General features: G+C 70.9%; 25 protein-coding genes. 13 read left to right on the top strand and 12 right to left on the bottom strand.

Features of this window, described 5'->3' with window-relative positions:
* Positions 1-255: 255 nt before the first annotated feature.
* The 4 genes from pstS (at position 256) to pstB (ending at position 4,402) form a co-directional block, all read left to right on the top strand.
* Entirely contained in the window at positions 256-1,386 is a 1,131-nt protein-coding gene (gene pstS / locus ACWCQ1_RS38285) for a phosphate ABC transporter substrate-binding protein PstS (protein WP_358592106.1), read from the top strand.
* 139 nt (positions 1,387-1,525) lie between these two features.
* Positions 1,526-2,530, top strand: a complete 1,005-nt coding sequence (pstC, locus tag ACWCQ1_RS38290; protein ID WP_358592108.1) for a phosphate ABC transporter permease subunit PstC — start codon at positions 1,526-1,528, stop codon at positions 2,528-2,530.
* Entirely contained in the window at positions 2,527-3,579 is a 1,053-nt protein-coding gene (gene pstA / locus ACWCQ1_RS38295; protein WP_358592110.1) for a phosphate ABC transporter permease PstA, read from the top strand. Before pstC ends, pstA begins: the two co-directional genes overlap by 4 nt.
* A 46-nt stretch (positions 3,580-3,625) precedes the next feature.
* Complete coding sequence (pstB, locus tag ACWCQ1_RS38300; RefSeq protein ID WP_133045767.1) at positions 3,626-4,402, top strand: phosphate ABC transporter ATP-binding protein PstB; 777 nt, start codon at positions 3,626-3,628, stop codon at positions 4,400-4,402.
* 614 nt (positions 4,403-5,016) lie between these two features.
* Here the strand turns inward: pstB and ACWCQ1_RS38305 are convergent.
* A complete protein-coding gene (locus ACWCQ1_RS38305) occupies positions 5,017-6,015 on the bottom strand; it encodes an anion permease (protein ID WP_451028444.1) in 999 nt (332 codons plus the stop codon).
* A gap of 7 nt (positions 6,016-6,022) precedes the next feature.
* Positions 6,023-6,643, bottom strand: coding sequence for a DUF47 domain-containing protein (locus ACWCQ1_RS38310; protein ID WP_009326469.1), 621 nt, complete (start codon positions 6,641-6,643; stop codon positions 6,023-6,025).
* 200 nt (positions 6,644-6,843) lie between these two features.
* Here ACWCQ1_RS38310 and ACWCQ1_RS38315 point away from each other — a divergent pair, with 200 nt between their 5' ends.
* Positions 6,844-7,194 (top strand): metal-sensitive transcriptional regulator, encoded by a 351-nt coding sequence (locus ACWCQ1_RS38315; RefSeq protein WP_358592114.1) that lies wholly within the window; start codon positions 6,844-6,846, stop codon positions 7,192-7,194.
* On the opposite strand, the gene ACWCQ1_RS38320 is transcribed toward ACWCQ1_RS38315, so the two are convergent.
* The 5 genes from ACWCQ1_RS38320 to ACWCQ1_RS38340 form a co-directional block, all read right to left on the bottom strand.
* Positions 7,180-7,377 (bottom strand): hypothetical protein, encoded by a 198-nt coding sequence (locus tag ACWCQ1_RS38320; protein WP_133045764.1) that lies wholly within the window; start codon positions 7,375-7,377, stop codon positions 7,180-7,182. The two genes, ACWCQ1_RS38315 and ACWCQ1_RS38320, sit on opposite strands and share 15 nt — an antisense overlap.
* A 145-nt stretch (positions 7,378-7,522) precedes the next feature.
* A complete protein-coding gene (locus ACWCQ1_RS38325; RefSeq protein WP_451028445.1) occupies positions 7,523-8,347 on the bottom strand; it encodes a hypothetical protein in 825 nt (274 codons plus the stop codon).
* Between the two features lie 307 nt (positions 8,348-8,654).
* A complete protein-coding gene (locus tag ACWCQ1_RS38330; protein ID WP_133045762.1) occupies positions 8,655-9,074 on the bottom strand; it encodes an NUDIX hydrolase in 420 nt (139 codons plus the stop codon).
* Positions 9,071-10,129, bottom strand: coding sequence for a CHAD domain-containing protein (locus ACWCQ1_RS38335; RefSeq protein ID WP_451028446.1), 1,059 nt, complete (start codon positions 10,127-10,129; stop codon positions 9,071-9,073). Before ACWCQ1_RS38335 ends, ACWCQ1_RS38330 begins: the two co-directional genes overlap by 4 nt.
* Positions 10,110-12,347, bottom strand: a complete 2,238-nt coding sequence (locus ACWCQ1_RS38340; RefSeq protein WP_358592120.1) for an RNA degradosome polyphosphate kinase — start codon at positions 12,345-12,347, stop codon at positions 10,110-10,112. Before ACWCQ1_RS38340 ends, ACWCQ1_RS38335 begins: the two co-directional genes overlap by 20 nt.
* A 901-nt stretch (positions 12,348-13,248) precedes the next feature.
* Here ACWCQ1_RS38340 and ACWCQ1_RS38345 point away from each other — a divergent pair.
* The 5 genes from ACWCQ1_RS38345 to ACWCQ1_RS38365 are packed head-to-tail and all read left to right on the top strand — an operon-like array spanning position 13,249 to position 17,642.
* Entirely contained in the window at positions 13,249-13,797 is a 549-nt protein-coding gene (locus tag ACWCQ1_RS38345; RefSeq protein WP_208785204.1) for an RNA polymerase sigma factor, read from the top strand.
* On the top strand, positions 13,794-14,609 hold the full coding sequence (locus ACWCQ1_RS38350) for a cupin domain-containing protein (protein ID WP_133045758.1): 816 nt from the start codon (positions 13,794-13,796) through the stop codon (positions 14,607-14,609). The genes ACWCQ1_RS38345 and ACWCQ1_RS38350 overlap by 4 nt, the downstream gene beginning before the upstream one ends.
* Entirely contained in the window at positions 14,606-15,460 is an 855-nt protein-coding gene (locus ACWCQ1_RS38355) for an ABC transporter ATP-binding protein (protein ID WP_358592124.1), read from the top strand. Before ACWCQ1_RS38350 ends, ACWCQ1_RS38355 begins: the two co-directional genes overlap by 4 nt.
* The gene (locus ACWCQ1_RS38360; protein ID WP_451028447.1) at positions 15,457-16,980 is read left to right on the top strand and encodes an ABC transporter permease; all 1,524 of its coding nucleotides are present in this window, start codon (positions 15,457-15,459) and stop codon (positions 16,978-16,980) included. Before ACWCQ1_RS38355 ends, ACWCQ1_RS38360 begins: the two co-directional genes overlap by 4 nt.
* Positions 16,971-17,642 (top strand): ABC transporter, encoded by a 672-nt coding sequence (locus ACWCQ1_RS38365; RefSeq protein WP_207929861.1) that lies wholly within the window; start codon positions 16,971-16,973, stop codon positions 17,640-17,642. Before ACWCQ1_RS38360 ends, ACWCQ1_RS38365 begins: the two co-directional genes overlap by 10 nt.
* 18 nt (positions 17,643-17,660) lie before the next feature.
* Here ACWCQ1_RS38365 and mshD read toward each other — a convergent pair whose 3' ends face one another.
* Positions 17,661-18,587, bottom strand: a complete 927-nt coding sequence (mshD, locus tag ACWCQ1_RS38370) for a mycothiol synthase (protein WP_451028448.1) — start codon at positions 18,585-18,587, stop codon at positions 17,661-17,663.
* Positions 18,588-18,775: 188 nt separating this feature from the next.
* On the opposite strand from mshD, the gene ACWCQ1_RS38375 reads away from it, so the two are divergent.
* The 3 genes from ACWCQ1_RS38375 (at position 18,776) to ACWCQ1_RS38385 (ending at position 22,796) form a co-directional block, all read left to right on the top strand.
* Positions 18,776-20,575, top strand: coding sequence for a bifunctional metallophosphatase/5'-nucleotidase (locus ACWCQ1_RS38375; protein ID WP_451028449.1), 1,800 nt, complete (start codon positions 18,776-18,778; stop codon positions 20,573-20,575).
* A 72-nt stretch (positions 20,576-20,647) separates the two neighbouring features.
* Positions 20,648-20,860 (top strand): hypothetical protein, encoded by a 213-nt coding sequence (locus tag ACWCQ1_RS38380; RefSeq protein ID WP_451028472.1) that lies wholly within the window; start codon positions 20,648-20,650, stop codon positions 20,858-20,860.
* Between the two features lie 151 nt (positions 20,861-21,011).
* Positions 21,012-22,796, top strand: coding sequence for an ABC transporter ATP-binding protein (locus tag ACWCQ1_RS38385; RefSeq protein WP_451028450.1), 1,785 nt, complete (start codon positions 21,012-21,014; stop codon positions 22,794-22,796).
* A 5-nt stretch (positions 22,797-22,801) separates the two neighbouring features.
* Here the strand turns inward: ACWCQ1_RS38385 and ACWCQ1_RS38390 are convergent, their stop codons facing one another.
* The 4 genes from ACWCQ1_RS38390 to ACWCQ1_RS38405 form a co-directional block, all read right to left on the bottom strand.
* Positions 22,802-23,506, bottom strand: a complete 705-nt coding sequence (locus ACWCQ1_RS38390; protein ID WP_451028451.1) for a PH domain-containing protein — start codon at positions 23,504-23,506, stop codon at positions 22,802-22,804.
* A gap of 115 nt (positions 23,507-23,621) precedes the next feature.
* A complete protein-coding gene (locus tag ACWCQ1_RS38395) occupies positions 23,622-25,013 on the bottom strand; it encodes a sensor histidine kinase (protein WP_451028471.1) in 1,392 nt (463 codons plus the stop codon).
* A gap of 50 nt (positions 25,014-25,063) precedes the next feature.
* On the bottom strand, positions 25,064-25,795 hold the full coding sequence (locus tag ACWCQ1_RS38400) for a response regulator transcription factor (protein WP_133045750.1): 732 nt from the start codon (positions 25,793-25,795) through the stop codon (positions 25,064-25,066).
* Positions 25,796-25,907: 112 nt separating this feature from the next.
* Positions 25,908-26,114: a hypothetical protein gene (locus ACWCQ1_RS38405; RefSeq protein ID WP_133045749.1), complete on the bottom strand. Its 207-nt coding sequence runs from the start codon at positions 26,112-26,114 to the stop codon at positions 25,908-25,910.
* Between the last annotated feature and the right edge of the window lie 18 nt (positions 26,115-26,132).

The following is a 26,132-nucleotide window of genomic DNA, read 5'->3' on the forward strand; positions in this document are numbered from 1 at the left end:
AACTGTCACTCCTGTGTCACCGTGAGGCCGGAACCTACACGTGCCCTCCCCGTGAGCATTCCGTGACCTAACCACAAAGTCTGCAGGGGTTCACCTCCCGTTCATTTGAGCCCATCGGCGCCTTCACCTGATCTGCCTAATTTCAGCCTTACGAGATGCGGCCGCATCGCTACAGACGCGTCCGCATCAACCGAAACTTCGCAACTCCGCACGCCGCCGATTCAGGACGGCGGCTCCTGGAAGGATCTCTTTCAAGTGAAGCTTCAGCGCATGAACCGGCGGGCCCTCGCTCTCGGTGCTCTCGCCGCCTCCGGCGCCCTGGTCCTCACGGCGTGCGGCTCGGACGACACCAGCAACAACAGCGGCGGCGGCAGCAGCGCTTCGGCCTCGACCCAGGCCGGTTCCATCAAGTGCGACAACGCCAAGGGGCAGCTGCTTGCCGACGGCTCGTCCGCGCAGAAGAACGCGATCGACGCCTGGGTGGCCAACTTCTCCAAGGCCTGTGGCGTCCAGATCAACTACAAGGGCGGCGGCTCCGGCGCGGGCGTCACCTCCTTCACGCAGGGTCAGATCGCCTTCGCCGGTTCCGACTCGGCGCTGAAGCCCGAAGAGGTCACCGCCTCCAAGAAGGTCTGCACCGGCGGCCAGGGCATCGACCTCCCGATGGTCGGCGGCCCGATCGCGGTCGGCTACAACCTCTCCGGTGTCTCGAACCTGGTCCTCGACGCCCCGACCCTTGCGAAGATCTTCGACAGCAAGATCACCAAGTGGAACGACCCGGCGATCAAGAAGCTGAACCCGTCCGCCAAGCTGCCCGACCTCAAGATCCAGGCGTTCCACCGCTCGGACGAGTCCGGCACCACGGACAACTTCACCAAGTACCTGAAGGCCGCCGCCCCGAGCGACTGGACGTACTCCGGTGGCAAGGCCTGGCAGGCCAAGGGTGGCCAGGCCGCCGCGCAGTCCTCCGGTGTCGCCGCCCAGGTCAAGCAGACCAACGGTTCCATCGGTTACTTCGAGCTGTCCTACGTGGCCGAGGGCGTCAACGCCGTCAGCATCAACACGGGTGCCAGCGCGCCGGTCGCCCCGAGCAGCGACTCCGCCTCCAAGGCCATCGCCGACGCCAAGGTCATCGGCACCGGCCAGGACCTCTCGCTGAAGCTGAACTACAACACCAAGGCAGACGGCGCGTACCCGATTACGCTGGTTACGTACGAGATCGTGTGCGACAAGGGCAACAAGGCTGACACCCTCCCGGCCACCAAGGCGTTCCTGGGGTACATCGCCTCCGAGGAAGGCCAGGGCGTGCTCTCCGGCCTGAAGTACGCGCCCATCCCGGCCGACATCATCGCCAAGGTCCGCACCACCGTCGCTGGCCTGAGCTGATCTGAGTGTGCGGGCCGGTCCCGGCCCCTGATCCCGGGACCGGCCCGCACCGTCCGGTGCACCGCCGCCATGAGCCGTACGTCACGTACGGCTTCGCAGAGCCGTACCTCGTGTGCGGCTCCGCAGACCGGAGAACCCGATGGACACGACACAGATAACTGACGCACCCCCACCCACGCCCCAGCCCACGCCGGCCGAGCAGAAGCGCAACGCCCGCGGTGCCACCCGACCCGGAGACCGGATCTTCCTCGGTCTGTCCCGTGGGTCGGGCATCCTGCTGTTGGTGATCATGGCCGCGATCGCGGTCTTCCTCACGTACCGAGCCTCCCTCGCGCTCAGCAAGAACCACGGCAACTTCCTGACCACCTTCGAGTGGAACACCAACATCACGCCGCCCAGCTTCGGCATCGCCGTCCTGGCGTACGGCACGGTGATCTCCTCGATCATCGCCATGGTCCTCGCGGTCCCGGTCGCGGTGGCCATCGCGCTGTTCCTCACGCACTACGCCCCGCGCCGGCTGGCCGGTCCCATCGCGTACGTCGTCGACCTGCTCGCCGCGGTGCCGTCCATCGTCTACGGCCTGTGGGGCGCGCTGATCCTCGTACCGCACATGAACGGTCTCTTCGGCTGGCTCAACGACTTCTTCGGCTGGACCGGGATCTTCTCCTGGGACCAGGGCGCCCCGCGCTCCCTGCTGACCGTGGGCATCCTGCTCGCGGTCATGATCCTGCCGATCATCACCAACGTCAGCCGCGAGGTCTTCCGCCAGGTCCCGCAGATGCACGAGGAGGCGGCCCTGGCCCTCGGCGCCACGCGCTGGGAGGTCATCCGCATGGCCGTCCTGCCGTTCGGCCGCTCCGGTGTGATCTCCGCGTCGATGCTCGGCCTCGGCCGCGCGCTCGGCGAGACGATGGCCGTCGCAACCGTCCTCTCCCCGGACTTCCTGATCCACGGCAGCCTGCTCAACCCGGGCGGCGGCACCTTCGCCCAGAACATCGCCAGCAAGTTCAGCGAGGCCACCGAGTTCGGCCGTGACGCCCTCATCGCCTCGGGTCTGGTCCTGTTCGTCATCACCCTGTTGGTCAACGGCGCGGCTCGCATGATCATCGCCCGCCGCAAGGAGTACTCGGGGGCCAACGCATGAGCAACGCCGCCATCGCCGAGAAGCGCCCCAGCACCCTGCGCGGCGCCAGTCTGCCGAGGTGGTCGCCCTGGGCGATCGCCGCCGGTTCCGTGGCCGTCGCCGTTGCCATCGGGGCGGGCGCCGGGCTCACCAAGGTGCAGTGGGGTCTGATCTCCGGTCTGCTCTTCCTGATCGCCACCTACGTCATCGCCGCCACGGTCGAGGGCCGCCGCCAGGCCAAGGACCGTATCGCGACCGGTCTGGTCTGGGTCGCCTTCCTCGTCGCCCTCGTGCCGCTGATCTCCCTGGTCTGGGTGACCGTCGTACGCGGTGTGAAGGTCCTCGACGTCTACTTCCTGACCCACTCGATGGGCCTCGTCGCCGACTCCCAGCCGGGCGGTGGCATCTACCACGCCATCATCGGCAGCCTGGAGCAGGTCGGTCTCGCCACCATCATCGCGGCGCCGATCGGCGTGCTGACCGCCATCTACCTGGTGGAGTACGGCCGTGGCCGGCTCGCACAGGCGGTCACCTTCTTCGTCGACGTCATGACGGGTGTCCCGTCGATCGTCGCCGGTCTGTTCATCCTCTCCCTGATGCTGATCTTCAACATGGAGCCGTTCGGCTTCGCCGGCTCGCTCGCCCTGGCCATCCTGATGATGCCGGTGGTCGTGCGCTCCACCGAGGAGATGCTCAAGCTCGTCCCGAACGAGCTGCGGGAGGCGTCCCTGGCGCTGGGTGTCCCGAAGTGGCGCACCATCCTGAAGGTGGTCCTGCCGACCTCCATCGGCGGCATCACGACCGGCGTCATGCTGGCCGTCGCCCGTATCACCGGTGAGACCGCCCCGGTGCTGCTGTTGGTGTTCGGAAACCGGTTCATCAACAACAACCCCTTCTCGGGGCCGCAGCAGTCGCTGCCGCTGTACATCTACCAGCAGTACGCCGCGGGCAACGACTACGCCTACGACCGGGCCTGGGCGGCCTCGCTCGCCCTGATCGCCTTCGTGATGATCCTCAACCTCGTGGCCCGGGCCATTGCCCGCTGGAAGGCCCCGAAGACCGGTCGCTGACGCGGCCATCGGCGACCGATCAAGACTTTCTGGAAGTGACGTAATCATGGCCAAGCGAATCGACGTAAGCGGACTGACCGCCTACTACGGCTCCCACAAGGCGATCGAGGACATCTCGATGACCGTCGAGCCGCGTACGGTGACGGCCTTCATCGGCCCGTCCGGCTGCGGCAAGTCGACGTTCCTGCGCACGCTGAACCGGATGCACGAGGTCACCTCGGGCGGCCGGGTCGAGGGCAAGGTGCTGCTGGACGACGAGGACCTCTACGGCCCCGGGGTGGACCCGGTGTCCGTGCGGCGCGAGGTCGGCATGGTGTTCCAGCGGCCGAACCCCTTCCCCACCATGTCGATCTTCGACAACGTGGCGGCGGGGCTGCGGCTGAACGGCAACGTCAAGAAGAGCGAGCTCGGTGACGTCGTCGAGAAGTCGCTCAAGGGCGCGAACCTCTGGAACGAGGTCAAGGACCGTCTGAACAAGCCGGGTTCGGGCCTGTCCGGTGGTCAGCAGCAGCGTCTGTGCATCGCCCGCGCGATCGCGGTCGAGCCGAAGGTGCTGCTGATGGACGAGCCCTGCTCCGCCCTCGACCCGATCTCCACCCTCGCCATCGAGGATCTGATCGGTGAGCTGAAGGAGCGCTTCACGATCGTCATCGTGACGCACAACATGCAGCAGGCGGCGCGTGTCTCGGACCGTACGGCGTTCTTCAACCTCGCGGCGGTCGGGCAGCCCGGCAAGCTGATCGAGATCGACGACACGGAGCGGATCTTCTCCAACCCGTCGGTCCAGGCGACGGAGGACTACATCTCCGGCCGCTTCGGCTGATCCCGAAGACCCCTCGCGGTGCTGCATGGCGGTGCCACCGCGAGGTCGATGAAGGGCCCGCCCCTGGCTCCCGGGGGCGGGCCCGTCGTTCACACGGAGCACGCGGCGACGCCGCCGAGGCGACCGGGGGGCAGGACGGGGGCGGGGGCCGGGGCGGCGGCGAACGGAATCCGGGTCCGCCGCGGCGACTGGAACCCGCGTTCCGCCATGGCGACTGGCACGGGGTTTCGCGGCGGCGGGCGCTATGCGGGGCCACCGAGGTGGGGCCAGGGCTGCGGTCGCGGCGACCGGGGTCAAGTCGGCCGCAGGGGCCGAGGCCGCGGTGACTGGAACCCGGGTTCCGGCAGGGCGGCCGGCACGGGGTTTCGCGACTGCGGGCGCCAGGCGGCACACCGCGGTGGGGCCGTGGTGGTGGGGCGGCGGTCGTGGCGGCCGGGGTCAGGACGGCCGCAGGGGCCGAGGCCGTGGTGACCGGAACCCGGGTTGCGCCGTGGCGGTCGGCGCGGGGTTCCGCGGTGGCTTGAAGGCGGGGTCTTTGGCTTGGCCTGTGTCGCCGGGAGCCGGGGGGCGCGCTTGGGCTTCGGTGTATCGCGTAGGGCGGGGTGCGGCAGGCGCTAGAGGAACGCCAGGTTTACCACGCCGTAGGAGCCTGCCGCCACCGCCGCCGCGGCCGGCATCGTGATGAACCAGCCCAGGACGATGTTCTTGGCGACGCCCCAGCGGACCGCGTTCACGCGCTTCGTCGCGCCGACGCCCATGATGGCCGAGGTGATGACGTGGGTCGTGGAGACCGGGGCCTTGAAGAGGTACGCGGTGGAGAACATGATCGCGGCGCCGGTGGTCTCCGCGGCGAAGCCCTGCGGCGGGTCGAGTTCGATGATCTTGCGGCCGAGGGTGCGCATGATGCGCCAGCCGCCCGCGTAGGTGCCCAGGGAGAGCATGACGGCGCAGACCAGCTTCACCCAGACCGGGATCGGGTCGCCGTAGGTCTCGTGACCGGAGATCACCAGGGCCATGACGACGACGCCCATCGTCTTCTGGGCGTCCTGGAGGCCGTGGCCGAGGGCCATGCCGGCGGCCGACACGGTCTGCGCTATGCGGAAGCCGCGCTTGGTCTTGTGCGGGTTGGTCCTGCGGAAGATCCACAGGATCGCCAGCATCACCAGGTAGCCGACGACCAGGCCGACGACCGGGGACAGGAACATCGGGATGACGACCTTGTCCAGGACCCCGGACCAGTGGACCGTCGTACCGCCCGCGATCGCGGCGCCCACCAGGCCGCCGAACAGCGCGTGGGAGGAGGAGGACGGCAGGCCGTAGTACCAGGTGATCAGGTTCCAGACGATCGCGCCGACCAGGGCCGAGAAGAGGATGGCCATCCCCTGGGAGCCCGACGGCGTGGCGATCAGGCCCTCGCTGACGGTCTTGGCGACCCCCGAGCCGAGGAAGGCGCCCGCGAGGTTCATCACGGCGGCCATGGCGAGGGCCGCCCGGGGCGTCAGTGCCCGGGTCGAGACGGAGGTGGCGATCGCGTTCGCGGAGTCGTGGAAGCCGTTGGTGTACGTGAAGAAGAGCGCGACCGCGATGGTCACGACCAGGGCGAAGGTGTCCATCGACGCCTCAGGACTCCTTGACGGCGATGGTCTCCACCGTGTTCGCCACGTGCTCGAACGCGTCCGCCGCTTCCTCCAGGACGTCCACGATCTGCTTGAGCTTCAGCACCTCTATCGCGTCGTACTTGCCGTTGAAGAGGTGCGCCAGCAGCTTCCGGTGGATCTGGTCGGCCTGGTTCTCCAGGCGGTTGACCTCGATCCAGTACTCGGTGAGGTTGTCCATCGTGCGCAGGTTGGGCATGGCCTCGGCCGTGAGTTCGGCCGCCCGTGCCAGCACCTCGATCTGCTGCTCGACCCCCTTCGGCAGTTCCTCGACGTTGTAGAGGACGACCAGGTCGACGGCCTCCTCCATGAAGTCCATGATGTCGTCGAGGGACGATGCGAGGGAGTAGATGTCCTCGCGGTCGAAGGGCGTGATGAACGAGGAGTTCAATTGGTGGAAGATCGCGTGAGTGGCGTCGTCACCTGCGTGTTCCGCGGCCCGCATACGCTCTGCGATCTCGGCCCGGGCGGAGGCGTCCGCCCCGAGCAGTTCCATCAGGAGCTTCGAGCCCGTGACGATGTTGTCCGCGGATGCGGCGAACATGTCGTAGAAGCTCGTCTCCCTGGGGGTCAGACGAAAGCGCACAAGGGGTCCTCGGGGTGCATCGGTTTCGGTCAGGCTGATGCTAGGTGCAACATCCGGCCACGGCTAATGGGCCGCCCACCAGTGTCGCCCATCGGGCAGAGTGATCCGCACGGGGGCGTACCAAGGGCCCTATACCCAGCAAAGTTCGGTACCATATACCCACCTGGGGTATATGTCCGCACGTCTTACGGGAGGACGCGATGACGACCACCGAGGCCGGCGCGACGGCGCCCTCCGTCAGCGGGGAAGACAAAACCGCACAGAACGCCACACACGGGTACCACAAGCAGAAGGACGAGCACCTCAAGCGGCTGCGCCGGATCGAGGGCCAGATCCGCGGTCTGCAGCGGATGGTCGACGAGGACGTCTACTGCATCGACATACTCACCCAGGTTTCCGCGTCCACCAAGGCCCTGCAGTCCTTCGCGCTGCAGCTGCTGGAGGAGCATCTGCGCCACTGCGTCGCCGACGCGGCCCTCAGGGGCGGGGACGAGATCGACGCCAAGGTCGACGAGGCCACCAAGGCCATCGCCCGGCTACTGCGCACCTGAGCGCGGGGCGCCGGAGACGTCCTCGCGTTCCTCGGCCACCTTCAGGACCTGATCGATGCTCTCCAGGCTGAGCCGGTCCCCGCCCGCGGCCGAGGCCGCGATGATCAGCTCCCCGCACAGCTCGATCTCGGCGAGGGCCACGTGGTCCTGAACTGCCGTACCGCCGACCGGAGCCACGTGCATCACCTCATCTCTGCCGTCACCGACTTCCTAGAGTAGGGAGCGGCCTACACACAGCGCATGGCACGTAAGGGCTAGTTCTCGCCGCCCGCCCTCCTTCGCGGGGAGGACACGGGGCGGCCGCGGAGCGGACGTGCGGAGGACACCGCTACTCCTCGATCTTCCCGGCGTAGATGTCCTTCGACGCCGGCAGGCGTACGGCGGCGGGGGCCCCGAAGTCGTACAGCAGCGTCGTCGAGGCGACCGCGACGGGCCTGTCGTGCCGTGATCCGGCGAAGCTGAAGCGGTGCCGGATCTTGCGGATGCGGCCCTGGTCGTCGAGGTAGACGTCGAACGGCACGGCGGCGCTGGCGAACCCTTTCGCCGCCGCGGCGAGGGACTCCCGCGCGTCCCCGGTGGCCCCCTGCGCGGCGAGCGCGAGATCGGCGGTGCCGCGGTAGTGCCGTACCTCGGTCCCCGCGAGCTCGGTCCTGCCGAGGTAGGTCGCTGTGCGGGCGCCGCGCAGCAACTCGGCGGCGGCGAACGGGTCGGTCGCGCCGCCGGTCACCAGGTTGCCGTCGGACAGGGTGGCCGTCTCGACGCGGACCCATTTGTCGGCGGGCACCCCCGCGCCGCGGTTCTTCATGAACAGGGCGCCCGGCGCGAGGAGTTCGGTGATCGGACGGTGCTCGTCGGCGCCCGTCGGGTCCTGCGGCAGGTGGACCGTCAGCCGGCCGAGCCGGCCCCGGAAGTCGTACACGCCCTGGCCGCGGATGGTGACACGGGTGCCGCCCGCGGCCATCTCCATCGAGGTCGTGGCCCTGGAGGTGCCCGCGGCCACCAGGGTGTCGGCGGCCCGGTGCAGCAGCGGGACGGCGTCGGCGGCGCGCGAGTCCTCGGTGCCGGCGCGGGGGCCGGAGCAGCCGACGGCCCCGAGACAGACCGCGATGCCCGCGGCGAGTGCCCCGCCCGCCCTGCGCTGCCGCTTCGCCATCGCCGCCCACCCCAGCCGGTGCGTGAGTCACATGCCCCCTGTCGTTCCGCTTAACGACGGACGGGTGGGGCCGTCACGCGCACACCGGCACCGCTGCCCAAGGCCGCTGATTGCCGCGGCACCCGAGGTGGGTAACGTTGTCGGAGTGGCCCAGGAGGAACATCGCACGACAACGGTCGAACAGGGCCGTTTCTGTTTTGCCCGGTGCAGTTGCGGCTGGCGCGGTCCGGCGCGAAGAGCCCGCAGCCAGGCCCGCACGGACGCCGAGGGGCATGTGGCGATCGTGCGGGACTGACCCCAACGGGGTTCAGAGCGGCAGGAGTTCGTCGATCAGGGTGCGGTCGCGGTACTGGGTGAGCCGGCTGCGGGCCGCCGCGGGGGAGAGCCACAGGATGCGGTCCACCTCGTCGTTCGGGACGAAGCGGCCCTCGGTCGCCTCGGCCGCCCAGTAACGCACCTGCTTGGGACGGCCGTTGGCCATGTAGCGGATGCTGGGCAGCTCACCGCCGGGGTCGGCGGTGTACCCGGTCTCCTCCTCGACCTCGCGCAGCGCGCCCGTGAGCGGGTCCTCGCCGCGCTTCAACTTGCCCTTGGGGTGGGACCAGTCGTCGTACTTCGGCCGGTGGACGAGGCAGATCTCCAACTCGCCGTCGACCGGGGAGCGGCGCCACAGGACGCAGCCGGCCGCCTGGATGAGGGTGTCGTTGCTGTCGGGGCTCGCGGTCACGTACTCACCACCTGCTTCTGCCAACACTGCTGGAACGCGAACCGGGCCGCTTCCACCTCGTGCCGCTGGTCCGCGTGGAGCACCCCGAGCGCGTACGCCGTCGCCGGGGCGATACGGGGGGTCCGGGCCGCCGAGGCCGCCGCGGCGGCCGCCTCCGAGGCGTCCCGGTGCCGGTCGAGTGCCTGCCCGGCGGTGAGGAGACGGACGTCGATGGGAGCGTCGGGGCCGCACAGCGTCTCGCGGGCGTAGCGGTGCAGACGCAGCAGGAGACGGACCTGGTGCCAGGGGGCGTCCTGGGGGTGCGGGCTGGGGTCGGGGGAGAGGCCGTGCACGAGGGCCTCGGCGTTGTACGGGTGGCCCGCGGTGACCAGGGGGAGCGCGGCGATGGCGTCGGTGAGGCGTTCCTCGGCCGCGGCGGCCAGCGGACCGAGCTCCGTGGCGTGGGCGGCGGGGGTGAGGGGGACCTCGCTGGCCAGGACGGCCACCTTGTCGGCGACGGCGTGGAAGCGTGAGGAGCCCAGGGCCTGCAGCGCGGTGGAGTGGGCGCGGGTCCGGGCGAGGGTCAGCTGGCGTTCGAGCAGGGCGCCCGCCTTCGCCGCGCCGACCGTGAGACTGCCGCGCTCCTGGCCCCCCGTGTCGCCGCGGCCGCCGGCCGCGGGAACCCCGACCGCCTGGGCCGGGAACACCGCGGCCCCCGACAGCCGGTGCAGCGCCAGCAACAGGCGTTCCAGCCGTGCCTCGTAGGCGTGCTCCATCGACAACGTCCCGGACAGCCAGGCCAGTTCGGGGCGCAGGTTCTCGGACCAGTCGGCCTCCAGCAGGGGGCGGAAGGTGTGCAGGCTGCCGCTGATGCGGCGGACCGAGCGGCGCAGGGCGCGCGCCGCGTCGACGGACTCCTCCGTGCCGTTCGAGGTGGCAGCCGTCCCGGTCTCCCGGTGCTGCCGCAGGGCGCGGAGGAACTCCGTGGCCTGGGCCCGCAGATAGCCCGCCAGGGCGTCACCTGTGGGGGCGGGCCCGGCCGCGGGGTCCGTCGGGTCAAGGTGTTGCTGTGCCACGCCGGCGCCTCCGGGCGTCTATGAGCATCTCCTGGACGTTTCGCAGGGGTTGGCCGTCCGCGTCGGTGGCGTGCCGGATCCATTCGCCGTCCGGGCCGAGGTGCCAGGACGCCGTGGTGTCGGACATGCCGGTCTCCAACAGCCGGTTCAGGGCTGCGCGGTGGGCCGGGTCGGTGACCCTGACCAGGGCCTCGATACGGCGGTCGAGGTTGCGGTGCATCATGTCGGCGCTGCCGATCCACACCTCGGGCTCGCCGCCGTTGCCGAAGGCGAAGACCCGGGAGTGCTCGAGGAAGCGGCCGAGGATGGAGCGGACCCGGATGTTGTCCGACAGGCCCGTGACGCCCGGGCGCACGGCACAGATGCCGCGGACCCAGATGTCGACCGGCACGCCTGCCTGGGACGCCCGGTAGAGCGCGTCGATGACCGCCTCGTCGACCATCGAGTTGACCTTGATGCGGATGAACGCGGGACGCCCGGCACGGTGGTGCTGGGTCTCCTTGTTGATCCGCGCGATCAGGCCGTCGCGAAGGGACTTGGGGGCCACCAGCAGGCGGCGGTAGGTCTCCCGGCGGGAGTAGCCGGAGAGGCGGTTGAAGAGGTCCGAGAGGTCGGCGCCCACCTGCGGGTCGGCGGTGAGCAGGCCGAGGTCCTCGTACAGCCGGGCGGTCTTCGGGTGGTAGTTGCCCGTGCCGACGTGGCTGTAGCGCCGTAGGGTGTCGCCTTCCTGGCGGACCACCAGGGACAGCTTGCAGTGCGTCTTGAGGCCCACGAGGCCGTAGACGACGTGGCAGCCCGCCTCCTCCAGCTTGCGCGCCCACTTGATGTTGGCGTGCTCGTCGAAGCGGGCCTTGATCTCCACCAGCACCAGCACCTGCTTGCCGGCCTCGGCGGCGTCGATGAGCGCGTCGACTATCGGGGAGTCGCCGGAGGTGCGGTACAGGGTCTGCTTGATCGCGAGGACGTCCGGGTCGTCGGCCGCCTGCTGCAGGAAGGCCTGCACGGAGGTGGAGAAGGAGTCGTAGGGGTGGTGCAGCAGCACGTCCCGGGTGCGCAGGGCGGCGAAGATGTCGGCGGCGGAGGCCGACTCGACCTCGGCGAGGTCACGGTGGACGCCCGCTATGAACTTCTTGTACTTCAGCTCCGGCCGGTCCAGGCCGTGGATGCGGAAGAGGCCGGTGAGGTCGAGGGGGCCGGGCAGCGGGTAGACCTCCGCCTCGGAGATCTTCAGCTCGCGCACCAGCAGGTCGAGCACCTCGCGGTCGATGGACTCCTCGACCTCCAGGCGCACCGGCGGACCGAAGCGGCGCCGCATGAGCTCCTTCTCCAGCGCCTGGAGCAGGTTCTCCGCGTCGTCCTCCTCGACCTCGAGGTCCTCGTTGCGGGTGAGCCGGAAGGCGTGGTGCTCCAGCACCTCCATGCCCGGGAACAGCTCCTCCAGATGGGCGGCGATGACGTCCTCGATGGGGACGTAGCGGCCCGGGGAGCTCTCCAGGAAGCGGGACAGCAGCGGGGGCACCTTGACACGGGCGAAGTGCCGGTGACCGGTGACCGGGTTGCGCACGACCACGGCCAGGTTCAGGGAGAGGCCGGAGATGTACGGGAAGGGGTGCGCCGGGTCGACCGCCAGCGGGGTCAGGACCGGGAAGATCTGGTGCCGGAAGAGCGTGAACAGGCGGGCCTGCTCCTTCTCCGTCAGCTCGCTCCAGCGGACCAGGTGGATGCCCTCTTCCGCGAGCGCGGGGGCGACGTCCTCGTGGTAGCAGGCGGCGTGCCGGGCCATGAGCTCGCGGGAGCGGGACCAGATCATCTCCAGGACCTCGCGCGGCTGCAGGCCGGAGGCGGAGCGGGTGGCGACGCCGGTGGCGATACGGCGTTTCAGACCGGCCACCCGGACCATGAAGAACTCGTCCAGGTTGCTGGCGAAGATCGCGAGGAAGTTGGCCCGCTCCAACAAGGGAGTGTTCGGGTCCTCGGCGAGTTCGAGGACCCGCTCGTTGAACGCGAGCCAGCTGCGCTCCCGGTCGAGGAAGCGTCCCTGCGGCAGTTGGACCCCGTCGACCGGCGACTCCTCGTAGGCATCGAGATCGGCGTCGATGTCCGGGATGTCGGGTTCCAGGTCGGAGACCGTGGCCGCCACGTGCGGGCGGTGCGCGGCAATGGAGCCCACGGAGGGCTGGGCGTGCTGGACCTGTGCCTGGGTTTCTGACTGGCTCATGAACCCATTCTTCCGCGCCACGGGCGATACGGGCGCGTCGGACAACGCGGGCGGGAGCGCGTTCACGGAGCCGAGCGCGTCCCCGTTCCCCGCGGGCCCGTCGAGGGGCGGCGAAGGTTCCGGCACGGAGGGCGTCATTGGCCGAGCGTCGCAAGCCCGTCTGAACCGTTGGTTACGGCGACATGGCGTGCGGGATATCGGGGGGCGGCTCCCGGGCGTCCACGCCGGCCGGAGGGCCGTGACGAGTGGCCGGAAGCCGCCCCCGAGAATACGTACGTCCTTCCCGCCTGCGGAAGGACGTACGCGGGCCGGACACCCCCGACGATGTCGTGGCGGGCCGGACAGGTCTCGCCGGTGCGGCAGTCCCGGTCGTCCCGGCTGAGCGAGCGCGGCTTCCGCTGCTGGTCGCGGCCCCGGACGGGCCGATGATCGCCTCGGAAGCCGTCCAGCAGCAAGCCGAGGAGCGTGCCGGGGGAGGGGTGCGGGGCGCGCGGACCGACGCGAGGCGGGCGCCGGCCCCCCGGTACAGGGGCGGGCTCTGTGCGAGGTGGGCGATCCGCCGACTCGTCCAGGGTGGGTGAGGGTGCCGGAGGGGCGCGGCAGCCCCGCGGCCAGGGCGGACGGCGACCTGTCGACGCCATCGGGGGCGACGAGGGCGTTGATCCGGTCCATCGGGAGGCGGAAGAGCAGTCCTCGAGGTCCACGGCCGCCCGGACGCCTCCAGGCGCGACGGCCGGCCCCCGCCGGGGCTCCGCCGGGCCCTCGCCTTCCAGCTCCCGGTAGGTCTTCAGGACCGTTCCCGGGTTGATGGCGGTGACCTCGACCTCCCGTACGACCACCCTTTCACTGATTCAGGGAGGATCCGGTGAACCGATCCGGGGGGCCGGTGCGATCAGGGGGTGTGAGCGAAACGAGAAGCGACGGGGAACTGCTGCGGGCCGCCGCGGACGGGGACCGGCGCGCCTTCGAGGAGCTGTACCGGCGGTACGCGCCGTGGCTGACCGCCCGGCTGCGCGGCCGGTGCGCCGACGCGGGCGTGGTCGACGACGTCGTACAGGAGACGTTCCTCGCGATCTGGCGGGGCAAGGCCCGCTACCGCGAGGACGGGGCCTCCGGCGACGCAGCCGGATGGCTGTGGCGCATCGGCTCGCGGCGGCTGATCGACGCCCTGCGCGGGGACGGGGCGCGGGGGCGGCTGCGGCAGGCGCTGGCGCGGCTGCGGCACCGGGACGAGGCGTCCGCGGAGGAACGCGTGCTCGCGGGGGTTGAGCACGGGGACCTCGCGGGCGCCCTCGTCCGGCTGTCGCCGGAACTGCGGGCGGTCCTGCAGGCCACGGTCATCGACGGGCTGACCACCCGCGAGGCGGCCGTCCTGCTCGGCATACCGCCGGGGACGGTCAAGACACGGGCGATGCGCGCCCGCAAGCAGCTGAGGGAGGCGCTGGCATGACATGGCATGTGGATGCCGAGGACCTGCGGGCCTACAGCCAGGGGGAGTTGGCGCCGCCCGCGCTGTGGTCCGCCGACACGCACCTGGTCGCCTGCGCCGAGTGCCGGGCCGTGCTCGCCGAGGTCGGTGAGTCGGTCGACGCCGCGTGGGAGCGGCTGGACGCCGAACTGGACGCGCCCCGGCCGGGGCTGTTCGAGCGGCTGCTGGTGCGGGTGGGGGTCGCCGACCACACCGCGCGGCTGCTGGCGGCCACGCCCGTGCTGCGCCGCTCCTGGCTGGGCGCGGTCGTCGCCGTGCTGGTGATGTCCGTGCTGGCCGCCCAGAGCACCGGCTCCGTCACCCTCTTCCTGGCCCTCGCGCCGCTGCTGCCCCTCGCCGGGGTCGCGCTGTCGTACGGGCCCGCGCTGGACCCGACGTACGAGATGGCGGTGGTCTCCCCGGTGCACGGGTTCCGGCTGCTGATGATCCGCACGGTCGCCGTCCTCACCGCCGGTCTCGCCCTGTGCGGTCTGGCCACGCTCGCCCTGCCCGGACTGGGCCTGCGCGCCCTGGCCTGGCTGCTGCCCGCGCTCGCCCTCACCTCGGCCGGCCTCGCGCTCTCCGCCCGGCTCGGCCCGGTGCTCGCGCCGGCGCTGGTCGGCGGGGCATGGGTGGCACTGCTCCTCACGGCCCACGCCGTCCAGGCCGACAGCACGCTTCTTCCGTTCACGGCGGCCGGCCAGGGGGTGGCGGCGGCGGTCGCCGCGCTCGCCGGCGGGCTGCTGTTCCTCGTACGTGACCGTTTCGACCGCTTCCAGGGGAGCGCCGCATGACATCCACCGTTTCCGCCTCCGGGCTGAGCCTGCGCTACGGCGGCACCCACGCCCTCGACGACGTGTCGCTGCGGCTCACCCCGGGCGTCACCGGCCTGATCGGCCCCAACGGGGCAGGAAAGACGACCCTGTTGCGGGTCCTGGCCACCGCCCTGCCCGCCGACGGCGGCGCCTTCACCGTCCTCGGGCACGACCCGGCCACCTCGGCCGGCCGCCAGGAGGTGCGGCGCACGCTCGGCTACCTCCCCCAGACCCCTGGCTTCCACCCGGACTTCACGCCCTTCGAGTTCGTCGACTACGTGGCGATCCTCAAGGAGCTGACCGACCGCGGCGCCCGTCACCGCGAGGTGCGCCGGGTGCTGGAGCAGGTCGACCTCGGTGAGGTGCGCGGCAAGCGCATAAAGAAGCTGTCCGGCGGGATGCGCCAGCGGGTCGCGCTGGCCGCCGCCCTGATCGGCGACCCGGGCTTCCTGGTCCTGGACGAGCCGACGGTCGGCCTGGACCCCGAACAGCGCATGCGCTTCCGGGAGTTGATCGCCCAGGCGGGAGAGGGCCGTACGGTCCTGCTCTCCACCCACCAGACCGAGGACGTGGCGATGCTCTGCCACCGCGTCCTGGTGATGGCGGGAGGCCGCATACGCTTCGACGGCACCCCCGCCGAGCTGACCGCGCGGGCCGCCGGCCGGGTGTGGAGCAGCACCGAACGCGACCCGGGCGCGAGGGCGGGCTGGCGCACCGGCACCGGCTCCTTCCGCAACGTCGGCCTGCCGCCCGTCGGCGCCGACCTGCTCGAACCCACCCTGGAGGACGGCTACCTGCTGACCCTGGACGAGGCGGAGGTGCCCGCGTGAGCACGGTCCTGGAACAGACCCCGACGGCCACCGGGACCGAGTCCCAGCGCGCCCCCTGGGCCGCCGTCCTCGCCCTGGCCCTCTTCGAGGCGCGCCAACTGCTGCTGCGCGCGCCGATGCTGCTGGCCCTCCTGCTGTACATCGCCTGGATCGTCTGGCGCACCCCGGACTTCGAGAACGGCTACCCCGCCCTCCAGGACGCCGACCGCGCCACCCAGTCCGGCCCGGTGCTGATCGCCCTGGCGCTGCTGATCTGCGTCAACCAGGCGATGCTGCGATCCGCGCGCCGGGACACCGAACGGCACTTCGCGGTGCTGGTGCTGCGGCCGTGGCAGCGCACGGCCGGCCACGCGCTGTCCGTGGTGCCGATCGTGCTGCTCGTCGCGGTGTGCGTGCGCGCCCAGTTCGGCTGGATGGCCCTCGAGTCCGGTTCGGTCGGCACCGCCTCGGCCGGCGAGCTGCTCGTCGGCCCCCTGACGGTGCTGGTGGCCGGCGCGTTCGGGGTGCTGCTCGCCCGGCTGTTCTCGTCGGTCCTCGCGGCGCCGCTCGCGATCGTGCTGCTCTTCTTCCTCCTGTTCGGCGGGGCCTTCCCCGCGGGCAGCGGCGAGCGGGGCACGCGCTGGCTGGCGCCGATCGTGAGCGAGAACACCAGCAGCGCGATCCCCTCCGACCTGATGGACCGCCCCGCCGCCTGGCACGCCCTGTATCTGCTGGGCCTGGCCCTGACGGTGGCCCTGGTGGCGGTCGTCGTGGCCGGTGGCCGCGGCCCGGTCCTCATGGGAGCCGTCGCCGCGGCGCTGGCCCTCGCGCTGACCGGCGGAATCGTCCAGACGGGCGCCCTGCCGGACCGTACGACGGTGGCGCGGGCGCGGGCCACGAACGCCCCGGAGAAGGAGCAGGTCTGCGTGCGGCGGGACGGGTCGACGTACTGCGCCTTCCCCGAGTGGAAGCCGCGCACGGCCACCTGGGCGTCCGTGGTGGACCACGTCCGCTCCTCGGCCGGCGGCGGCGCGCGCACGCAGCCGATCCTCGTCCGCCAGCGCGTCTACGCCACGGACGGACTCTCCTCCGACGGCGCGCTCGACCCCTCGGCCAACCCGCACCAGGTCACCGTCGGCACCGGCTGGGGCGGTCCGCGCGTCCCCGAGTTCTCCGCCGCCGTGGCCGCCGTGCTGGTCACCGGCAGCGAGAAGGCGACGTCCGGGCTGTGCGACGGCCGCATGGTCACCATCATGTGGCTCGCCCTGAACTGGCAGCCCGACCCCCTGAAGTCCCTGAGCAACGTCCGCCTCGACGACAGCGTGACCGGCTCGGCGATCGTCCTCTCCCCGACCGACCCGATGGACATGACGTCCGGCCAGACCTCCGTCCTACGCGAACTCCTCGACCAGCCAAGGGAGTCCGTGGCCACGAAGGTGCGGGCCCACTGGACAGAACTGACGGCCCCGAAGGTCACGAGCGCGCGAGCGGCGGAGCTGCTGGGGGTCAAGGCGCCGAAGGAGAAGGACAAGTGCGACTGACCATCCGGGAGTTGACGCTCCCCGTCTGGCGGACCCTGCCCTGGCGGGCGCTGGGGGCCGCGGCGGGCCTCGGACTGCTGCTGGCCGGGGCGCTGCGGTGGGGCGGGGGCGACGCCCACGGCTGGCCCGCGCTCATCCTGCTCCGTACCGCCGTCCTCGCCTACGCGCTGGGCCTGACCTTCCTCCTGGACGACCCGGCCCGCCACACGACGGCCACGGTGCCGACCCGGCGCGCCCTGCGCACCGGTCTGCGGATCGCCCTGGTCACCCCGCTCACCGCGCTGTGGTGGACGGCGGTCGTCCTCCTGGTCCCCTCGGGGGTACGGCCCCCGGTGGGCGACGTCACCCTGGAGGCTGCGGCGGCCTGCGTCCTGGCCCTGCTCGCCGGCGCCTCGGCGCTCCGCTGGACCAACGAGCCCCGCCCCGGCCCCTCGGTGGCGGCGGCCTACCTCCTCACGGCGGTGGTGGCCCCCCACCTGCTCCCCGCCGGCTGGGAGCTGTTCGTGTGGCCGCAGGACAGCAACTGGGGCGCAGCACACGAGCGGTGGGCGTGGCTGCTGGCGGGGGCGCTGGTGGCGCTGGCGGTGTCCGCCCCGGAGCCCCTGCGCAGACGGGGCTTGCTGCCACGCCGCCGGTCGACTGTCAGCCCGTCCGGGGTCTGAGCACGAGCCCCCTGGGCTTCACGTCTCGGTGCGGTACATCAGGTCCGTCTCGTACGTCGTGAAGCCCAGCCGCTCGTAGACCGAGACCGCCGCCTTGTTGTCGCCGTCCACGTACAGCATCGCGGTCGGCAACTCCTGCGCCGCCAGGTGCCGCAGGCCGATCGTGGTCAGCGCCTTGCCCAGTCCGCCGCCCTGCGCACCGGGCCGCACCCCCAGCACGTACACCTCGCCGAGGCCCTCCGTGGCATGGACCTTCGTCCAGTGGAAGCCGACGAGTTCCTCGCCGCGGAAGGCGAGGAAGAAGCCCGCCGGGTCGAACCACGGTTCGGCCTTGCGGTCGTCGAGGTCGCGCTGGGTCAGCGAGCCCTGTTCGGGGTGGTGGGCGAAGGCGGCGGCGTTCACCGCGAGCCACGCCGAGTCGTCCTGCCCGGGCACGAAGGTACGGACGGTCACGTCCGGCGGCAGGACCGGCTCGGGCAGGTTCAGGTCGGTCAACGGCCGCCGCATCTGCCGCAGTTCACGGAACAGGGTCAGCCCGAGGACCTGCGCGAGATGCCGGGCCGCCGAGTGCCCGCCGTGGGCCCACACCCGCAGCCGCTTGCCGGACGCGGCCAACAGTGCCGAACCGAGGGCCCGTCCGTGGCCCTGGCCGCGGTGCGCGGGGTGCACGACCAGCTCGGCGGCCGGCGCCTCCACCGGGTCGGTGTCCTCCAGCTGGGCATAGCCGACGAGTTCGTCCCCGGAGATGAGGAGCAGATGGGAGACGCCCTCCCGCTCTCCGCCGCGCAGTTGCAGCCGGCCCTGTTCGGACACCGCCTGCTGGCCGTCGTACCGCGCGGCCTCCGCCAGCAGGGCGAGCACGGACTCGATCTGCGCGGGGGTGAGCGCGGCGTGGGTCTCGATGGAGCGGGTCCGGCCCGCGCGTGCGGTGTCGTCGCTGGTCATGCGTACGAGGGTAAGGGGCGGGCGGCGCAAAGTGGGGGCATGGGGCGAAGGGGACGTCAAGGCAAAGCGGAGGACAAGGACAGGGCAAAGGGAAACCAGGATGTAACCAAGAGCCCCCTGTCGCGCTACGCGCGTTGACCCTAGGCTGCGCCGGACGGGCCATCCTCAGCAGACCCTCAGGGGGGCGCATGCCAGCCACTTCCCAGCCGTACCGGGGCCGCAGACGCACATACCGTCTGCTGGCCGCGGCCGCCGCTCTCGCCACCGCCGGCGCCCTCGCCGCCGCGCTGCCGGCCGAGGCGCACGAGTCCAAGGGCCACGGTCATCTGCCGAGCCGCTACCAGGACGTCCAACTGCTGTCCTTCAACGACCTGCACGGCAACCTGGAGCCGCCGTCCGGCTCTTCGGGCCGGGTGAGCGAACTCCAGGCGGACGGCACGACGAAGACCATCGACGCGGGCGGTGTCGAGTACCTCGCGACCCATCTGCGCGAGGCCCGCAAGGGCCACCCGTACTCCGTCACGGCGGCCGGCGGCGACATGGTCGGCGCCTCCCCGCTGATCTCGGGCCTCTTCCATGACGAGCCCACCATCGAGGCGCTCAACAAGCTCGACCTGGACGTCACTTCGGTCGGCAACCACGAGTTCGACGAGGGCGCCAGGGAACTGGCCCGGCTGCAGAACGGCGGCTGCCACCCCACCGACGGCTGCTACACGGACCAGCGGTTCACGGGCGCGGACTTCCCCTACCTCGCCGCCAACGTCCTCGACGAGAAGACGAACAGGCCGATTCTCAAGCCCTACTGGGTGTGGAAGAAGAAGGACGTCAAGATCGGCTTCATCGGAGTGACCCTGGAGGGCACCCCGGGGATCGTCTCCGCCGACGGCGTCAAGGGGCTGAAGTTCAAGGACGAGGTCGAGACGATCAACAAGTACGCGCGCGTGCTCCAGGCGCAGGGCGTGAAGTCGATCGTCGCCCTCATCCACGAGGGCGGCTTCCCGGCCTCGGGGGCGTACAACTACGACTGCGACTCCGCGGGCGCGGGCAGCGGCATCTCCGGCCCGATCGTCGACATCGCCAAGAACATCACGCCGGCGGTGGACGCCCTGGTCACCGGGCACACCCACACCGCGTACGTCTGCACGGTCCCGGACCCCTCGGGCAAGCCCCGCATGGTCACCTCGGCCGCGTCCTTCGGCCGCCTCTACACGGACACCACGCTGACGTACGACCGCTTCACCGGGGACATCGCCCGTACGTCGGTGAAGTCGGCGAACCACGTGGTCACCCGGACCGTGCCCAAGGCGCCGGACCTGACCGAGCTGATCGCCAAGTGGAACACGCTGGCCGCCCCCATCGGCAACCGCGCGATCGGCTACATCTCCGCCGACGTGCCGAACACGGGCACCGAGTCGCCGATGGGCGACCTGATCGCGGACGCGCAACTCGCGTACGGCAGGGAACTGGATCCGGGGACCGACCTCGCGCTGATGAACCCGGGCGGGGTGCGCGCCGGGCTGACCTACGCGGCGAAGGGCAGTGAGGGCGACGGCGTGGTGACCTACGCGGAGGGCTTCACGGTGCAGCCGTTCTCCAACACGGTGAACCTGCAGGACTTCACGGGGGCGCAGCTGATCCAGGTGCTCAAGGAGCAGGTGAGCGGCACGAACACCGCCGCCCCGAAGATCCTGCAGCCCTCGGCGAACCTGACGTACACCCTCGACCTGACGAAGACCGGCGCGGACCGTGTCGTCACGGACTCCATCAGGCTGAGCGGCGCCGCCGTCGACCCGGCCGCCACCTACCGGATCGCCACCAACAGCTTCCTCGCGGGTGGCGGCGACGGCTTCACCACGCTGGGCCAGGGCACGAACGACCTGGTCGGCACGGACGACCTGGCGGCCCTGGAGAAGTACCTCACGGCGAACTCCTCGCCGGCGAACCCGATCGCGCCGCCGGTGGCGAACCGGATCACGATCGCTTCCTAAATTCTGTGTGAGCGCGGTTCGGTTCCGCGAATTGCATAAGAATCATCACAGCAATGACCCAGGAAGCTCTAAGTGGAATTGGTCTTTTTCTGGCTCTGGAATCCGGTAATGTTTTCCATGTCGAAAGCGAACGGCGCTATCGGCACCGAGACAAAGGAGATCACCATGAGCTTCCGCAAGATCGCCCCGGTGAAGAAGGCCCACTGCAAGCCCGCCCCGGCTGCGAAGAAGCCCGCTCCGAAGAAGCCGGCTCCGAAGCGTCGACCCATTGACCATAAGGGCTGACGGGTAATTCACCGAGCAGTTCACGCGGTAATTCTCACAGCAATTCGCACAGTAATTCACAGGAAATCGAAGGCGGGGTCACCGGTCGGCGAGCGCCGCTCGCGCCGGGGCCCCGCCTCGTCATGTCCGCAGCGCAGGGAGGGAGTCGACGATGAGGGAAGTCCGTGAGGCCTTCCGCAGGTTCTGGCCGCTGACCCGCGGCGATCGCAGATGGCTGGTGGCGATCATCGCCTGCGTGGTGGTCTCCGCGTTCACCGAGACCGCCTCGATCCTGCTGTTCGCCCAGCTCACCGACAACGCCCTGAAGGCCGGCTCGCTCTCCGCCTTCTGGGGACCGGCCGGCGCCTGGCTGGGCGTGGCCGCGCTCGGCGCGCTCGTCGGCTACCTCGGCAACTCGCTGGCCACCTGGACCGCCGAGAGATTCGTCCTGCGGCTGCGGGCCAAGGTCTTCCGGCACGTCCAGGACCTGTCCCCGCACTTCTTCCAGCGGCACCGCCAGGGCGACCTGGTGGAACGCCTGACCGGTGACGTCGAGGCCATCGAGCAGATGGTCGTCTCCGGCGTCGTCGGCACCGTCTCCGCCGCCTTCTCGGCCGTTTTCTACGCCTCCGCGGCCCTGTATCTGCGCTGGGACCTGGCGCTTGCCACCTTCGTCCTCGCGCCCCTCTTCCTGCTCGCCGCCCGCCGCTTCTCCGGCCGCATCAGGACGGCCTCCCAGGACGAGCGGGTCGCCGACGGCGCCATCACCTCGGTCGTCGAGGAGTCACTGGGCAACATCGTGCTCACCCAGGCCTACAACCGCCGCGCCGACGAGGAGAAACGGCTCGAGAGGGAGGCACGCGCCTGGATGAGCGCCAGTGTCCGGGGCGCCCGGCTGAGCGAGATGTACGAGCAGTTCGTCGAGGTGGTCGAGACCCTGTGCGTCCTCACGGTGATCGGCCTCGGCGTCTGGGAGATCTCCGCCGGCCGGATGACCCTCGGTCAGCTCCTCGCCTTCGCCGCGTTCATCGGCTACCTCTATCCGCCGGTCCGCAGCCTCGGCGGGCTCGGCCTCACCCTCACCGCGGCCACCGCGGGCGCCGAGCGGCTGAACGAGATCCTGGACACCGACCCCGCGGTCACGGACCCCGCCGAACCGGTCGCCGCCTGGCCCGTGCGCGGCTGGGTCGGCTTCCACGACGTCTCCTTCCGCTACCCCGGCTCCCGCCGCGCCTCCCTGCGCGACGTGAGTTTCGGCGCGGGCCCCGGCGAGCTGGTGATCGTCACCGGCTCCAGCGGCGCGGGCAAGTCCACTCTCTCCAAGCTGCTCACCCGCTTCTACGACCCCGCACAGGGCGTGATCACCCTGGACGGCGTTCCGCTGACCGACATGAGTCTGCGGTTCCTGCGCGAGAACGTGGCGTTGCTCCCCCAGGAGACCCTCATCCTCAACGGCACGATCCGGGAGAACATCGCCTGCGGACGCCCCGGCGCGAGCGAGCAGGAGATCGAGCGGGCGGCGCGGGAAGCGGCGGCCCACAACTTCATCACCGCGCTCCCCGACGGTTACGACACCGCCATCGCGCCCGGCACCGCCGCCCTGTCCGGCGGCCAGCTCCAGCGCATCGCCATCGCCCGCGCCATGCTACGCGCCGCCCCGGTCCTCGTCCTGGACGAGCCGACGGCGGGCCTGGACGCGGTGGCCGCCCGCCAGGTCGTCCAGCCGCTGCGCAAGCTGATGGCGGGCCGCACGACCATCATGATCACCCACGATCTGAGCCTCGCCCCCGACGCGGACCGGATCCTGGTCGTCGACCGAGGACGCCTGGTGGAGACCGGCACCCACGCCGAACTCCTCGCCCGCGGCGGCACCTACGCGGCGCTCGCCGAGCCCCTGCCGGACGCGGTGGCGGACGTACCGCCGGCGGCGGACGAGACGATGATCCTCAGGTGGTAGCGGGCTCAGGTGGCAGCGGGCGGGGTGCGGTGGGTCCAGTACCAGGAGAACAGGGCGCCGAGCGTGACCAGGGCGGCCAGCGGTACGCACACCAGCTCCAGGAACTCGTGCTCCGGCCTGCCCGTGCCGGCCTGCCAGATGGTGAACGAGAACATCGTGAGCAGGACGAGCAGCGCGCCGTTGGCCCCCCAGGTCCACCCCTTGCGCCGGGCGGCCCGGTGGCGGATCAGGTCCTCGACCCGCGGCTGCCGTTCCCAAGTGAGGCTGCGGTGCGGGGCGGCGGCCAGGCACAGCGCGGAGACCTCGGCGTACGGGTCGTCCACCTGCCGGTCGTCCAGATGCGGAAGCAGGAAACGACGGCCCTCGAAGTCGTAGAGATAGGCCGGCCACTCGGGAGCGGACCGGCCCTGGCCCCGCGGGTTGTGTTCGACCCGGATGTCGTACACCTCAGGCCAGGCCCAGGTGCGCGAGCGCATGGCCCCCTGCGCGGTGATCCCGGCGTCGGTGACGCGGGTGTGGGCCCGGAACTGCTCCAGACCGACCCGTGCGAGAGTCTGCGCGGCGGACGCGACGACCAGCCATCGGCCCCACGCGGGCGGGCCCGTGTGGGAGGCGGCCATGAAGATCACCGCCACCAGCCCGAGGTACTGCCACGGAAGTCCTCTCCGTCTCCGGTACTCCCGCTCGATCCCGCCCCCGACCGCGTCCATCGCCCGCCCCTCCCCGAAGCCTCTGCGGGCGATGGTACGTCCATCAACTGCGCACGTCAGGACGGGTCGGTGGCCACCGTGCGAGCCGGTCGGCCACCCCCTGGTCCGTCTTCGGTTACCGCACTTCGGGGGGAGGCGTCGGGGCGCCCGGGAGGCGTACGGTCGCCACCGTGCCGCCGCCGTCCGCGTGGGTCAGCGTGACCTCGCCGCCGGCCTGCTCGACCGTGCGGGCGACGATGGACAGGCCGAGGCCGGAACCGGGGAGTGCGCGGGCGCTGGGGGAGCGCCAGAAGCGGTCGAAGACGTGCGGGAGTTCCTCGGCGGGGATGCCGGGGCCGTGGTCGCGGACGGTGAGGACGCCGTGGTCCAGCTGGACGTCGATCGTCCCGCCCTCCGGGCTGAACTTCACGGCGTTGTCGAGGATGTTGACGATCGCCCGTTCCAGGGCGGACGGCTCCGCGCGGACGTACCAGGGCTGGAGGTCGGCGGTGATCGTCAGCTCGGGCCCGCGCAGCCGCGCCCGGCGCAGGGCCGCCTCGACGGTGTCCCGCAGCGACACGACCTGGACGCGCTCGCCCCGCTGTCCCTCCGAACGGGCCAGCTCCTGCAGGTCGCCGATGAGCGAGGCCAGTTCGGTCATCTGCGCCTTCACGGAGGCGAGCAGCGCCTTGCGGTCGGCCGGGGGGATGGGGCGGCCGGTCTCCTCGCTGCGGGTGAGGAGTTCGATGTTCGTCCGGAGCGAGGTCAGGGGCGTGCGCAGCTCATGACCGGCGTCGGCGATGAGCTGCTGCTGCAGCTCGCGCGAGCTGGCCAGCGAGGAGGTCATGGAGTTGAAGGACCGGGACAGCCGGGCGATCTCGTCCTCGGCGTCGTCCTCCACGGGGATGCGGATGCCGAGGTCCTCGGTACGGGCCACATGCTCGACGGCCTCGGTCAGCTTGTCGACGGGCCGCAGCCCGGCCCGCGCCACCGCGAGCCCGGCGGCCCCGGCCCCGACCACTCCGACACCGGAGACGAGGAGAAGGATGAGGGCCAGGTCCTTGAGGGTCTTCTGGGTGCTCTTCAGGGGGACGGCGACGACAAGTCCCACGTAGGGCCCGGCGTCTCCGGTCACAGTGGTGGTGGCGCCCAGAGGCACGGTCATCACCCGCACATCAGCGCCTTTTTCGTCGGTGCCGTTACGGAAGTAGGCCTGCCGGAGATCCGCGTTCTTGATCTGTTTCTTGTCGGCCTGGGTGACCTTGATGACGCCCGTGGAGTCCTCGGTCACGCAGATCTTGCCCTGGTCCGTCACGACTTGGGAGTAGGTGTTCCCGAAGAACCCGTTGCCACCCTGCGCGGTCTTGGAACAGTTGTTCAAAGCCGCCTGTGCCTTCTGGATCTGCGGCCCTCGCATGCCCCTCTGCAGGTCGTTGTCCACCTGCTCATACAGTTTCCCCTGCACCAGGAACCAGCACGTCACCGAGACCGCCGCCACCGCGAACGCCACCGCCGCCGCGACCAGCATCGCCAGGCGGGAGCGGATCGGCAGGGTCTGGAAGCGGCGGAGAACCCTCCTCACTCCGCGCCGCCCTGTCGGAGCACGTAGCCGACACCGCGCACCGTGTGCACGAGGCGCGGCTCGCCGCCCGCCTCGGTCTTGCGGCGCAGATACATGACGTACACGTCCAGCGAGTTGGACGACGGCTCGAAGTCGAAGCCCCAGACCGCCTTCAGGATCTGCTCCCGGGTCAGCACCTGCCTCGGGTGGGCCATGAACATCTCCAGCAGGGTGAACTCGGTGCGGGTCAGCTCCACCGGCCGCCCGCCCCGCGTCACCTCCCGCGTCGCCAGATCCATCCGCAGGTCGGCGAAGGTCAGCGCCTCGTCCTCCTGGGCGGCCGCACTGGCCGCGGCGTAGGAGCTGCGCCGCAGCAGCGCGCGGACGCGGGCGAAGAGTTCGTCGAGTTCGAACGGCTTGACCAGGTAGTCGTCGGCGCCCGCGTCGAGCCCGGTGACCCGGTCGCCGACCGTGTCGCGTGCGGTGAGCATGAGGATCGGCGTCGTGTCGCCCGCGCCGCGGATCCGCCGGGCCGCGGTCAGACCGTCCATGCGGGGCATCTGGATGTCGAGGACGACCAGGTCGGGACGGTAGGCGGCGGCCTTGTCCAGGGCGTCCGCGCCGTCCACGGCGACCTCCGTCTCGTAGCCCTCGAAGGCGAGGCTGCGCTGGAGTGCTTCGCGCACGGCCGGCTCGTCGTCGACGATCAGGATGCGCTGGGGGTCACGGTCGCCATCGGCGGAGCTCATGGGCTTCGGGTTCCTCGGGTGCGGTGGGACGACAAGGACGCTGAGGGTGCTGAACGCCTTCAGCCTCGCATGTTTCCCTTCGGGGGCGTAGAGAGTGCGGCGCGGTGCGCGATCAGGCGCTCATCGCCGAGATCCGGTTCAGCGGCACTTTGCGGCGGTGCGGACGGGCCGGGGTGGTGTGCAGCCCCATCAGCTGGGGTACCACGGCGACTTCCGGTGCCCGCGTGGCCGGTGCGTGCAGCTCGTACGCCACCTCGAGGGCCAGGGCGAGACCGGCCGGGTCGGTGCCGGCCACGGTGTGGGAAACCTGCTGGATCATGACGTACTCCCTGCTGGA

The sequence above is a fragment of the Streptomyces sp. NPDC002144 genome (genome assembly GCF_053593695.1).